Genomic DNA, 13,250 nt, shown 5'->3' with positions numbered 1-13,250 from the left:
TTTCCTCGGACCTCGTGATATAAGGGTTTCCGCTGCCATGACCAGAGGGTTTCCGCCGTGCCTGCGCCGATTAGCATCGTTATCCCGACCCTGAATTCGGACGGCAACCTTCCCGCGACCCTTGCGGCCTTGATGGAGGGCCTGCATGCGGGGCTGATCCGCGAATTGATCGTCTCGGACGGAGGGTCGGCCGATCAGACTTTAAAGATTGCAGATGAGGCCGGGGCTGAGATCGTGACCGGGCCACCTTCGCGCGGGGGGCAATTGGCCAGAGGATGCACCGCAGCCAAAGGGGACTGGCTGCTTGTTTTGCATGCCGACACGGTTTTGCAAGCGGGGTGGAGCAAGGTTGTAGGCGACCACCTTGGCACTGGAACCCCGGCGGCGTTTCGTCTGGCATTTCGGGCATCAGGCTTTGCGCCGGCATGGGTGGCGGGTTGGGCCAATCTGCGCAGTCGTCTTTTTGGCCTGCCATATGGCGATCAGGGCCTGTTGGTCCCGAGTGAGATGTATCGAAAGGCGGGGGGCTTTCCTGATCAACCCTTGATGGAGGACGTCGCTTTGGTCCGCAGTTTGCGCGGCATCACTTTGCTGCCCAGCCGGGCAGTTACGAGCGCGGATCGCTATGAGCATGCGGGCTGGTTGCGTCGGGGAGGGCGGAACCTGTGGACACTGACGCGGTATTTTCTGGGGGCAGATCCTGCGAAGCTGACGCAGGACTATCGGCGCTGAGCGACGCGCGCAGCTCGACCACAGATTTGCCCAGACGGAACGGCGCCGCGAAACTGACCAGACATAACGCGATGATCTGCAGTACAAGTATATGCGCATTGTCTTGCAGGTATTCCCATTCGTCCTTCAACTTGCCGACCTGTTCCACCAGATCATCATAGCTTTGCGCCAGGATCAGATAATCTCCGGCAATCGCGGGGACTTTGCGGCGCATGTTGTCGATCGCGGCCTGTGTTATGTCGTCCAACGTGGTAAAGACTAGGAACTGATCGATGTTGAACGCATCAGCCTTGTCGGCCATTGCGCGCATTTCGTCCTGTTCGTCTTTTGCCTGACTGCCAAACAAAAAATGCAGCCCCTGCAGTGGCGCGACCTCATTTGTGACTGCGATGAACAATGGCAGGTCGGCATTGCTGGCGGTTGAGGCCGACAGGAATTCGACCTTTTCGCACAGCACTGCAGTATCCGGATCAAAAGCCGGGTCGCAGAACCGCAGGCGGAACCGCGCGGCATCACGGTCAAAGGCCAGCCCGGCGGCGTAAGCCACGTCTATTTGGCGATCCAGTCGCGAGCTATCCGAAGTGTAAAGCCCGGCCAAAACCGCGACCAGCGCGCCAACGCCACCCAGCACGACCCAGACTAGGTCCGCGAGTTTCCAGGCGCGATGCCCGGCGGGTTTACGGAAAAGAAAGGCGGTGCCAATCGATCCAATCAGAAAGAACAGGATCAAAAGCGGCAGTTGGTTTTGGGTCACGAAACTCATGCCCTCAAAGTGACGGCCTGCCATGCGGCTGGCAACACTCCTCACGCTCAGTTGTTCCGTTTGGGTGGTAAAAAGCCGTTATGAGCCCGAGCTTTGACCGAATTTCCGGAACAGTTTGGTGCGGTCAAAAGCTTGCTCCAACTCATCCGTGCGCTCTTTAACCGAATCCCACAGCCGTTCTTGTACTTCGGCGATGACGCATTCCATCAAAACCAGAATGGCCGCCATGGAGTCCCACGCGGACGGCACGGCAATGCGTGCAGCAAAGGTGTGTTTGGCCAGCCGATGAATGGGTGAGCGCCACTGATCGGTGAACAGAACAATTTCAGCCTCGCGTTCATGGCACAGCTGGCCGATCAGCAGTGACGCGTTTTCATATCGGCGAACATCCAGCGTCACCAGCACATCATCTTTGCGTATGTCCAGCAAGTCATGCGTCCACGATGCTGCAACGGGCAGCAGTCGGACATCCGGGCGGATCATTTGCAGGTGCAGGTACAGGTATTGTGCCAGCGTACCAGTGATGCGGCCGCCGGTAATGAAAATGCGCCTGTTGGGGTCACATAACAGATTGCAAAAGCTGTCGAATTCACCGGGGTCGACCTCATCAATCGTGCGTTTCTGATTGGCGAGAGTCTGTTGGGAATACCGGTTCAGGATGTGTTCTTCGGGCAGGTCGTTCTGCCATAGGTCACGCTTGGCGACCGGCCCCGAGATCATCTCTTTCACCTCACCCCGAAGGGCGGCCTGAAACTGCGGATAGCCGTCAAAGCCGGTTTTCTGCAGCATTCGTGCGACGGTCGTGGTCGAAACTGAGGCGGTGCTGGCCAGCTCGGTGATGCTGCCAAGGCCGGCCATGGGGTAGTCGTCCAGCAATACACTGACCAGTTGACGCTCGGATGGGGTCATCTTGTCTTTGTGGGCCAGCAGCCTGTCCGTCACCCGCACGCGGCGTTCCTCCTGCATCTTTTCGATCTTAGTGTGAATAATTTTTCAGCAAGATCAAGAGTGGTGAAATTTATACAGGAAAAATATTGACAGGTTAAGGTCTCTTGTGGAAATTTTTCCACACGCATCTTAATTGGAATCGCAAGGCGGTATTTTGGACTTCGGAACAGTCGTTCACACGGACACAGTAGATGGTCCCCTTTCGGTAATGCTGGTCTGCGAACACGCGTCCAGCCGCATTCCCGCGTTTTTGGGGGATATGGGATTGCCCGTGGACGCGCTGCAAAGCCACATCGCGTGGGATCCGGGGGCATTGGCCGTGGCCAAGCTGATTGCGGCACGCCTGTCGGCACCGCTGGTGTATGGCGGGGTGTCCCGGCTGGTCTATGACTGCAATCGCCCTCCTGAAGCCGCAGGGGCCATGCCGGCGCGCAGCGAGGACTATCAAATCCCAGCGAATGTCGATCTGTCCGAGGAAGAGCGCGAAAGCAGGATTGAGAGCATCTACCGGCCCTTCAGCAGGGCGCTGTCTGAACTAATCTCTCAAAACGGGGATACGCTTGAACTTATGGTCACGGTCCACAGCTTTACACCAGTCTATCATGGTCAGACGCGTGAGGTGGAACTGGGCATATTACACGGGACGGACGACCGGTTCGCCCAGGCAATGATGATGACAGCACCCGCCGACCAACCCTATGAGACTCGCTTGAATGAGCCGTATTCGGCGGCGGACGGAGTTGCCCATACCCTTGACGCGCAGGCGCTGCCGAACGGGCTGTTGAACGTCATGATCGAGATCCGTAATGACCTGATACAAACGCCCGAGCAGCAAGAGGCGATGGCCGACTGTCTGGCGTCATGGATCGCGCGGACCCTTGCAGAGTTTCAGAAAGGGGGCGCGGCGTGATCAAAGCGATGGCGTCATATGTGCGGATCGTTGATGCGGTCAACTACCGGATCGGGCGGGTCATGATGTGGGGCCTGTTCGTGATGATGGGCATCCTGCTGTGGTCCTCGATCTCAAAAACGTTTTTCGTGCCATCGCATTGGACGCTGGAAATGGCGCAGTTTGCGATGGTGACCTATTACATTATGGGCGGACCGTATTCGATCCAGCTGGGATCGAACGTCCGAATGGACCTGTTTTATCACAACTGGAGCCCGCACCGGAAAGCCTGGTTCGATGCCTTCACCGTTCTGCTGCTGATCTTCTACCTGGGGGTATTGTTTTATGGCGGGCTTGGGTCGACGGCCTACAGCCTTGGCTATTGGGGCGATGAACCGGTCTCCTACTTTTTTGGACTGTTGACAGGCAGTGAGGAAGTTGGCCGGCTTGAACGCTCATCAACAGCGTGGCGGCCGTATATCTGGCCAGTAAAAACCATCATGGTGTTCGGCTTCTTCCTGATGCTGCTGCAGGCGATATCGGAATTCTTCAAAGACATAGCCCGGATCAACGGGCAGGAAATCGGGGTCGTGCGGGCATGAGCCAGGAATATATCGCCATCTTCATGTTCGCATTGATGATGCTGATGCTGTTCACAGGTCAGCGGGTCTTTGGCGCGATTGGCGCGGTGGCTACCATTGCCGCGCTGGCGCTTTGGGGAACAGGCGGGCAGGACATCACGTTCTCGGCCGCGATGAAGCTGATGAAATGGTATCCGCTGCTGACGCTGCCGATGTTTATTTTCATGGGGTATGTGCTCAGCGAAAGCCGGCTGGCGGATGACTTGTATAAGATGTTCCACGTCTGGATGGGGCCTATCAATGGTGGTCTGGCCATCGGCACCATCGGTCTTATGGTGCTGGTCTCGGCCATGAACGGCCTGAGCGTTGCAGGTATGGCCATTGGCGCGACCATTGCGCTGCCGGAACTGCTTCGGCGCGGCTACGACAAGACGATGGTGACCGGGGTCATTCAGGCGGGTTCTAGTCTTGGTATTCTGGTTCCACCCTCGGTGGTTCTGGTCCTCTATGCGATGATCGCGCGCCAGCCTGTTGGGCAACTGTGGCTGGCGGGGATTATACCGGGTCTGCTGATGGCTGCGATGTTCATTCTCTACATCTGGATCCGCTGCCGCATTCAGCCCGAGCTGGGACCCGCAATGGAAGACGCGCATGAGGTGCCGCGGGCCGAGAAGATCCGGCTTCTGGGGGCAGGGGCGCTGCCGCTGATCATCTTTGCGGCCATGATGGTGCCGTTTGTGAATGGCTGGACGTCACTGGTCGAAAGCTCGGCGATCGGAGCGCTGACCGCTCTGGCTGTGTCCGTCATCAAGCGCCGCATGACCTGGAAGATTTTCGAAGACTGCACCAAGCAGACGTTGGCCATTTCCTGCATGTTCATGTGGATCATTCTGGCCGCGCTGGGCTTTGGGGCCGTATTTGACGGTCTCGGCGCGGTGAAAGCCATCGACAATCTGTTCACCGATCAACTTGGCTTGTCGCCCTGGATGATCCTGATCCTGATGCAGCTGAGCTTTATCGTCATGGGCACGTTCCTGGATGATACGGCAATGCTGGTCATCGTGGCACCGCTTTATGTCCCGCTGGTCGGCGAGTTGGGCTTTGATCTGATCTGGTACGGGGTGCTTTATACGATCACGACGCAGATCGCCTATATGACGCCGCCCTTCGGGTACAACCTGTTCCTGATGCGCGCGATGGCCCCGCCCGAGATCACCCTGCGGGACATCTATGGTTCGATCTTTCCTTTTGTCGCGGTGATGGTACTGGCGCTGACAATCATCATGATTTTCCCGGAAATCGCACTGTGGTTGCCCGGGTATGTCTATGGAAATTAACAAGAATGCTCGGTGAACGGGCACAGAAACTTTAACGGAGAGGAATTGACATGACGACAAGACGTAAGTTTCTGAAAACCGCTGGGGTTGGCGTTGCTGCCGCACCGCTGGCGACGCCTGCCTTGGCGCAGAACACGATCACATGGCGGATGCAGACCTATGCAGGTCCTGCGCTGGCCGAGCACGTGATTGATCCTGCGATCAAGATGTTCAACCAAATCGCCGGTGACCGGATGCAGATCGAGCTGTTCTATGCTGATCAGCTGGTTCCCACAGGAGAGTTGTTCCGCGCGATGCAGAAAGGCACAATCGACGCGGTACAGTCGGACGACGACTCGATGGCATCGCCTACCGAAGTAACTGTGTTCGGTGGCTATTTCCCGTTCGCTTCGCGCTATTCTCTGGACGTGCCTGTGCTGTTCAACCAGTGGGGCCTGAACGAGATCTGGGACGAGGAATACTCCAAGGTCGGCGTCAAGCACATCAGCGCCGGAGCATGGGACCCTTGCCACTTTGCGACCAAGGACCCGATCAACTCGCTGGCGGATATGAAGGGCAAACGCATCTTCACCTTCCCGACGGCGGGGCGCTTCCTGTCTCAGTTCGGCGTCGTGCCGGTAACCCTGCCGTGGGAAGACATCGAGGTTGCGGTTCAGACGGGCGAACTGGACGGTATCGCTTGGTCGGGCATCACCGAAGACTACACCGTCGGCTGGGCCGATGTGACCAACTATTTCCTGACCAACAACGTGTCGGGTGCCTGGGCGGGTCACTTCTTTGCCAATATGGACCGCTGGAACGAACTACCCGAAGATCTGCAGACCCTGTTCAAGGTTTGCTGTGATCAGTCACATTACTACCGTCAGTGGTGGTATTGGGGTGGTGAGGCCAACCTGCGCGTCAACGGCACCAAGATGCAATTGACTTCTATCCCGGACGAAGAATGGGTAACCGTTGAGGAAGCCGCCGTGAAGTTCTGGGACGAAGTGGCAGCCGAGTCCGAGACCAAAGCGAAAGTTGTCGACATCTTCAAGCGTTACAACGCCGAGATGCTAAAGGCTGGTCGGCCCTATCGTTACACCTAAGAAACCCTTCTTCCCGACGCGTGGGGCACCCCGTGCGTCGGGATTGGACATCAATAAGCGACATCATTTATGCTCTCGTCTGTTCCAAGAATAGAAAAACAAAACCGGAAGCACATTTGTGCGCACCGGTCAGACGAGGTGTGAACATATGGCTATCGCGAGCTTTTTGATTGAGATTTTTGCCGCAACCATGTTGCTGCTATTCGCCGTACGCTTGGTTCGTACCGGTATCGAACGGCGCTTTGGTGCGCTGTTCCAGTCGATCCTGACACGCCACTCCAACAGCTTTGTTGCAGGGGGGGCTGGCATGGTTCTGGCCACGATCCTGCAAAGCTCGGCCGCCGTTACGGTTTTGCTGACCGGTTTCGCTGCGGCGGGGATGGTGACGTTTGGAATGGCGCTGGCGGGTGTTCTGGGCGCGGATTTGGGCGCCGCTTTAGTCATTCAGGTTCTGTCCTATGATCTGGGCTGGCTTCAACCTGCATTGTTGGCGTTGGGCGGTTGGCTGTACCTGAAATCCGAACGGTCGAATGTCCGGCTTATGGGGCGGATCGTTCTGGGCGTCGCCTTCATCCTGATTTCGCTTCAGTTTCTGCGCGAAGCAGTTGAGCCGATCCGCGAAAGCGCGTTTTTACCCGCAATCGCGGGGTATCTTGAGACCGATTATTTCAGCGCCTTTATCGTTGGTGCGGTGCTGGCCTTTGTCATGCACAGCTCGGTCGCGACGATCCTGATGTGCGTGGCCTTGGTTCAGATCGGTGCAATTCCCTTTGCCGCCGGGTTGTCGCTGGTGCTGGGAGCAAATCTGGGTTCGGCCTTTATTCCAATGTGGCTGACGCGCGATATGACCGTCTCAGCCCGGCGTATTCCTCTGGCCAACCTCTTATTGCGGGGAAGCGCGGCGCTGGTAATGCTGATCGTCGTGAATGTTGGCGGGTTGCACGAGGCGCTATTGGTGACGAGCCCGGCGCAGTCTCTGATTTTTGCACATATCGGATTCAATTTGGCTGTATTCCTGCTGGCCACAGGCTTCGTGAACCAGTTGGAACAGCCGATGTCCGTTCTGATGGCGGAGCCCAAAGCCGAGGCCAATGCGCTGGATCAGTTCTCGGATGCGCTGACACCGCTGGGTGACCCCAGCGGCGAAAGGGCCAGCGTTGCGATGTCCTCGGTGCGTCACGAGCTGTTGCAGATGATCACGCAAGTCGAGCGTATGTTCCGGCCCGTTTTGGATATCTACGAACAGGATGACAGTGACGCGATTTCAGCGCTTTGGCAGCAGGACGAGCGGGTGAATACGCAACTGACCGAGATCCGCCGTTTCGTCGCGCGCATGCCGCGGCAGAATATGAGCAAAGGGCAGATCAAAGCCGCACGAGGGTTGGTCGAATATGCCATCCGTCTTGAAGCTGCGGGCGATGTCGTCTCCAACCGGATGACCCGGACGGCGCAGATCAAACACACCGAACGTTCGGAGTTCTCAGCGCAGGGCTGGAAAGAGCTGAAAGATTTGCACGCGGCCATTCTGGAAAGCTTCTCGCTGGCGCGTCACGTGCTGTTGGTGGACGACATGGATTGTGCCCGACGGCTGGTGTTGGACAAGGCCGAGGTCAAGCGGATGTCCCGCAATAGCCGCAAGGCGCACCTCAAACGGTTGGAGCGCGGTCAGACTGAGAGTTTCCAGTCCTCCGATCTGCACCTGGAAACGCTGCGGTCCATGCGTGATCTGCATGGGCACATCGCCGCCATCGCCTATCCGATCCTCTACAAAAGCGGTCAGGTTCTGGAAACGCGCCTGGTGATGGAAATGGAAAAAGAAGCCAACGATGACTGACGGCAGGTAATCGAAACCGAGGTCTCTGTAAGTGACAAAGGATACCAATGATGGGCAATGATGCGATTTTGGCTGATCTGAAAGCCAAATTCGAGGCGGGCGAGGTCGACACGGTGCTGGTCTGCATGGTGGACATGCAGGGCCGCCTGATGGGTAAGCGGTTTCACGCAGGCCATTTCGTGGCGGGCGCATGGGAAGAGACACATTGCTGCAACTACCTGCTGGCCACAGATCTGGAGATGGCGACACCCGACGGCTATGCCTCGACCAGTTGGGAGCGGGGTTATGGCGATTATGTCATGAAGCCGGACCTGAGCACGCTGCGCCCAGTGCCGTGGCTGGAAGGCACGGCGATGGTGATGTGCGATGTGCTGGATCACCACACCGATGAAGAGGTTCCACACGCGCCTCGGTCTATTTTGAAGAAGCAGGTCAACCGGCTGAAGGCCATGGGCTATGACGCGATGTGCGCCACCGAGCTGGAGTTTTTCCTCTTTGAGAAGAGCTTTGACCAGATCCGCAAGGAAGGGTTCCGCGATCTGGAGCCGATCTCGGGCTATAACGAAGATTATCACATCCTTCAGACCACCAAGGAAGAGCATGTGATGCGCCCGATCCGCAACCATCTGTGGAATGCGGGGATTCCGGTTGAGAACTCGAAAGGCGAGGCCGAGACCGGGCAGGAAGAGCTGAACATCAAATATGCACCGGCGATGGACACGGCCGAATACCACTCGATCGCCAAGAACGCGGTGAAAGAGATCGCCTGGCAACACGGTCACGCGGCGACATTCCTGCCGAAGTGGCACCATGACAAGGTGGGCAGCTCGTCCCACGTGCATCAGTCGCTTTGGGCGGATGGCAAGCCAGCGTTTTATGATGCGGATGACGCGTTGGGTATGTCGGCGCTGATGAAAAGCTATATGGCTGGTTTGTTGAAATACGCCGGTGACTATACCTATTTCATGGCCCCCTACATCAACAGCTACAAGCGGTTCATGAAGGGTACCTTTGCGCCGACACGGATTATCTGGTCGGTAGACAACCGTACGGCTGGCTTCCGTCTGTGCGGCGATGGGACGAAAGCCGTGCGGGTTGAGTGTCGTATTCCGGGATCAGATATGAACCCGTATCTGGCGATGGCTGGCATGTTGGCCGCCGGGATCGCCGGTATTGAAGAAGGCTTGGAACTGCAATCGCCCACCACCGGTGATGTCTATCAGGGTGACACCGGCATGATCCCCGGCAATCTGCGCGCAGCACGGGATGCGTTGCACGGGTCGTCGATGCTGAGGGCTGCCATGGGCGAAGAGGTGGTCGATCACTATACCCGCGCGGCGGAAGTCGAGATCGAGGAATTCGAGCGGGTTGTGACGGATTGGGAAATTGCCCGGGGGTTTGAGCGGGCTTGAGATTGGGTCCGGCTGGGGGCTTTGCCCGCCGCCATTGGCGCTCGAACCAATGGCGCACCAATGGCAGCACCCAAAGGATGTTTGTGGCCAGATGAAGCAGGGATCCTGTTTCTTTCGGAATTGGAGTGGATATGGGGCAGATGTTGAAATGTGTCTCGCCGATTGATGGATCGGTTTTTGCTGAACGTGAAGTGCTATCACGGGATGCAGCGTTTGAAGCGGCAGCGCGATCGCGGGCGGCACAGGCAGAATGGGCGGCGCGGCCGTTGCAGGAACGTATTGATCTTGTCATGGCAGGCGCGGCTGCGGTTGGGGCGATGAACGATGAGATTGTGCCCGAGTTGGCGCATATGATGGGGCGTCCGGTACGTTATGGCGGTGAGTTTGGCGGCTTTAACGAGCGTGCGAGCCATATGGCTCAGATTGCCGAGGCGTCTCTGGCTGATATCGCAGTGGGCGAGGATGAAACCTTCAAACGCTATGTCAAGCGCATTCCGCATGGCGTGGTCTTTGTAGTGGCGCCCTGGAACTATCCCTACATGACCGCAATCAACACTGTGGCCCCGGCGCTGATCGCGGGGAACACTGTGATCCTGAAACATGCCACGCAGACGCTGCTGGTGGGCGAGCGCATGGCGCAAGCGTTTCATTCTGTGGGTATACCCGAAGATGTATTTCAGAATGTCTTCCTGAGCCATGACATGACCAATGACCTGATCGCAGGCAATGCGTTCGACTTTGTGAACTTCACCGGGTCAGTAGGTGGTGGCCAAGCGATGGAGCGCGCGGCTGCTGGGACATTCACCGGTGTTGGCACCGAGCTGGGTGGTAAGGATCCGGGCTATGTCATGGATGACGCTGATCTGGATGCAGCGGTCGAAACGCTGATCGACGGTGCCATGTTCAACTCGGGCCAGTGCTGTTGTGGGATTGAGCGGATTTACGTTCACGAAAGCCTTTATGACGACTTCGTCGCCAAGGCAGTCGATGTAGTGAAAGGCTATAAGCTGGGCAATCCTCTGGACAGCGATACAACGATTGGTCCGATGGCCAATGTACGCTTTGCCAAAGAGGTGCGCGCGCAGATTGCTGAGGCCGTTGGGGCCGGGGCGGTGGCTCATATCGACACGTTCCCCGAGGACGATGGTGGAGCCTATCTGACACCGCAGATCCTGACCAGCGTCACCCATGACATGCGGGTGATGCAGGACGAGAGTTTCGGCCCTGTGGTCGGCATTATGAAAGTGTCCTCGGACGACGAAGCCATCGCCTTGATGAATGACAGTGAATTTGGTCTGACCGCCAGCCTGTGGACCCGCGATGTAGACCGGGCCGAACGCGTGGGCGATGCGATCGAAACCGGAACCGTGTTCATGAACCGCGCCGATTATCTGGATCCGGGTCTTTGTTGGACTGGCTGCAAGAATACTGGACGCGGCGGCGGTTTGTCCGTCATTGGCTATCACAACCTGACACGTCCTAAATCCTACCACCTGAAAAAGGTCACGGGCTAAGGGCACCGGCCTGCCCGGTACTGACCCCCTCGGCCGGGCAGGTCTCAAATCACAAAGGAAACCTGACATGTCACTTGTTGGAAACTGGTCGTATCCGACCGCTATCAAATTCGGCGCAGGCCGCATCAAGGAACTGCCCGAGGCATGTGCTGCCGCTGGTATGAAAAGGCCGTTGTTGGTCACCGACAAAGGGTTGGCCGATCTGCTGATCACCGCGGCAACGCTGGATATCATGGAGGCCGCAGGGCTGGGGCGCGGGCTATTCAGCGACGTGGATCCGAACCCGAACGAAAAAAATCTTGAGGCAGGGGTCGCGGCCTACAATGCGGGCGGCCATGATGGTGTGATCGCTTTTGGCGGCGGTTCCGGGTTGGATCTGGGCAAGATGGTTGCCTTTATGGCAGGGCAGACGCGCCCGGTTTGGGATTTCGAGGATATCGGCGATTGGTGGACTCGCGCCGATGCTGATGTCATCGCGCCGATTATCGCTGTGCCGACCACAGCCGGGACCGGGTCCGAGGTCGGGCGCGCCAGTGTCATCACGAATTCCGAAACCCACGCGAAAAAGATCATATTCCATCCCAAGGTTCTGCCGACAGTGGTGATCTGCGACCCCGAGCTGACAGTTGGCATGCCCAAGTTCATCACGGCGGGCACAGGTCTGGATGCATTTGCGCATTGTGTCGAGGCGTATTCCAGCCCGCATTATCATCCGATGAGCCACGGCATTGCGTTGGAAGGTATGCGGCTGGTCAAGGAGTATCTGCCACGCGCCTATGCAGATGGCACGGATATTGAGGCCCGCGCACAGATGATGAGCGCGGCAGCCATGGGGGCGACCGCCTTTCAGAAAGGTCTGGGCGCGATCCACGCCATGAGCCACCCGATTGGCGCGGTTTTCAACACTCACCACGGCACCACCAACGCGGTTTGCATGCCGACAGTGCTGGAGTTCAATGCGCCAGCTATTGCTGATCGGTTTCAGTCGGCGGCAGCCTATCTGGGAATTGATGGCGGCTTTGATGGCGTCCGCGGTTTTGTCCAGTCGTTCAACAACTCGCTGGGTATCCCAACTAGGCTGTCCGAACTGGGTGTTACCGAAGCTGCAATCCCGGAACTGGTGCAAGGCGCGATCATCGATCCGTCTTGTGGTGGTAACCCAATCGAATTGACAGAGGACAATCTGACCGCTCTGTTCAAGGCTGCATTGTGATCGGTCTTGCTCTGTGCAAGTAACGAAACCGGCCCGTATCTTGGGCCGGTTCTCTCTGCGCGAAAGGTTCGGACGTGACTCTGTTTGTCATCGCCATCATTTTGACGGCTGCGTTGCTGCATGCGGTGTGGAACGCCATCGTCAAAACAGCCGCCGACCGAACGACCACTTTGGGCCTTGTCGCATTTGGGCATGTCATCCCTGCGACAGCGATGATCCTGCTGCTGCCTCTGCCCAGCGTTGAGAGCTTTCCCTATATCCTGATCTCGACCGTCGTGCATTTTGGGTACTACTACATGCTAGGCAAAGCCTATCAGCATGGGGATCTGAGCGTCGTCTACCCGATCGCCCGTGGTATCGTGCCTGCGCTGGTCTCGCTCTGGGCGATGATCTTGGTGGGCGAGGTGCTGCCATTGCAGGCATGGGGCGGGATTGCACTGATCGCGCTTGGTATTCAGCTCAGCAGTTGGAGTGCCTTGCGGTCCGGCGTCGGGCGCTGGGCGCTGTGGTTTGCACTGGGTACGGGGTTTTGCATCTCGATCTATTCAGTTGTGGACGGCATTGGCGTGCGGTTGTCGGGCAATACGCTCAGCTATTGGGCCTGGGGCGCGTTTCTGCACCTGTTCATCGCCGGGTTCGTTGGCATCAAAAAGCGGGACACACTGGCCAGCCTTCCCGCCAAGGTCTGGATGATCGGCATCCTGGGCGGGCTGGTGTCGATGACGGCCTATGGTCTGGTGCTTTACGCCAAGAATTTCGCACCACTGGGTGCGGTTTCAGCACTGCGCGAGACTTCGGTGATCTTCGCTGCGTTGATCGGGTTTATCTTCCTGCATGAAGGCAACTGGATGCGTCGCCTTGGTGCAGCCCTACTGATGGCCGTTGGCGTAGCCCTGATTGGTATGTCTGTCTGACGCCGGCGGTCTTGCCGCGCGCGCCTGT

Annotated in this window: 11 protein-coding genes and 1 pseudogene; 10 read left to right on the top strand and 2 right to left on the bottom strand. The window is 57.6% G+C overall.

The annotated features are described in order from the left end of the window. Positions 1-57 precede the first annotated feature (57 nt). A complete protein-coding gene (locus AC2FIO_RS08830; RefSeq protein ID WP_496696996.1) occupies positions 58-732 on the top strand; it encodes a TIGR04283 family arsenosugar biosynthesis glycosyltransferase in 675 nt (224 codons plus the stop codon). A 7-nt stretch (positions 733-739) separates the two neighbouring features. On the opposite strand, the pseudogene AC2FIO_RS08825 reads toward AC2FIO_RS08830, so the two are convergent. Next, a pseudogene (locus AC2FIO_RS08825) lies at positions 740-1,495 on the bottom strand (hypothetical protein); the annotation flags it as partial. A 78-nt stretch (positions 1,496-1,573) separates the two neighbouring features. After that, positions 1,574-2,461, bottom strand: coding sequence for a MurR/RpiR family transcriptional regulator (locus AC2FIO_RS08820; protein ID WP_108860251.1), 888 nt, complete (start codon positions 2,459-2,461; stop codon positions 1,574-1,576). A gap of 136 nt (positions 2,462-2,597) precedes the next feature. Here AC2FIO_RS08820 and AC2FIO_RS08815 point away from each other — a divergent pair, with 136 nt between their 5' ends. The 9 genes from AC2FIO_RS08815 (at position 2,598) to AC2FIO_RS08775 (ending at position 13,222) form a co-directional block, all read left to right on the top strand. Beyond that, entirely contained in the window at positions 2,598-3,353 is a 756-nt protein-coding gene (locus tag AC2FIO_RS08815) for an N-formylglutamate amidohydrolase (protein WP_496696994.1), read from the top strand. Then, entirely contained in the window at positions 3,350-3,934 is a 585-nt protein-coding gene (locus tag AC2FIO_RS08810) for a TRAP transporter small permease subunit (RefSeq protein WP_496696992.1), read from the top strand. The genes AC2FIO_RS08815 and AC2FIO_RS08810 overlap by 4 nt, the downstream gene beginning before the upstream one ends. Then, positions 3,931-5,250, top strand: coding sequence for a TRAP transporter large permease (locus AC2FIO_RS08805; RefSeq protein ID WP_282169226.1), 1,320 nt, complete (start codon positions 3,931-3,933; stop codon positions 5,248-5,250). The genes AC2FIO_RS08810 and AC2FIO_RS08805 overlap by 4 nt, the downstream gene beginning before the upstream one ends. A gap of 50 nt (positions 5,251-5,300) precedes the next feature. Continuing rightward, the gene (locus AC2FIO_RS08800; RefSeq protein WP_058274157.1) at positions 5,301-6,335 is read left to right on the top strand and encodes a TRAP transporter substrate-binding protein; all 1,035 of its coding nucleotides are present in this window, start codon (positions 5,301-5,303) and stop codon (positions 6,333-6,335) included. Positions 6,336-6,483: 148 nt separating this feature from the next. Then, positions 6,484-8,169 carry a Na/Pi cotransporter family protein gene (locus AC2FIO_RS08795; protein ID WP_496696989.1) on the top strand — a complete coding sequence of 562 codons (1,686 nt, stop codon included), beginning with the start codon at positions 6,484-6,486 and terminating at the stop codon, positions 8,167-8,169. Between the two features lie 50 nt (positions 8,170-8,219). Then, a complete protein-coding gene (locus AC2FIO_RS08790) occupies positions 8,220-9,581 on the top strand; it encodes a glutamine synthetase family protein (protein ID WP_496696988.1) in 1,362 nt (453 codons plus the stop codon). Positions 9,582-9,712: 131 nt separating this feature from the next. Beyond that, positions 9,713-11,095, top strand: a complete 1,383-nt coding sequence (locus tag AC2FIO_RS08785) for an aldehyde dehydrogenase family protein (protein WP_496696986.1) — start codon at positions 9,713-9,715, stop codon at positions 11,093-11,095. 67 nt (positions 11,096-11,162) lie between these two features. Beyond that, on the top strand, positions 11,163-12,308 hold the full coding sequence (locus AC2FIO_RS08780) for an iron-containing alcohol dehydrogenase (protein ID WP_496696984.1): 1,146 nt from the start codon (positions 11,163-11,165) through the stop codon (positions 12,306-12,308). 74 nt (positions 12,309-12,382) lie between these two features. Beyond that, on the top strand, positions 12,383-13,222 hold the full coding sequence (locus AC2FIO_RS08775; RefSeq protein WP_472724100.1) for an EamA family transporter: 840 nt from the start codon (positions 12,383-12,385) through the stop codon (positions 13,220-13,222). The last annotated feature ends 28 nt before the right edge of the window (positions 13,223-13,250 follow it).

It is taken from the genome of Ruegeria sp. CDSB086 (genome assembly GCF_059611065.1).
Note: the sequence above shows the minus strand (reverse complement) of the source record. Positions and strands in the feature narration are given on the sequence as shown.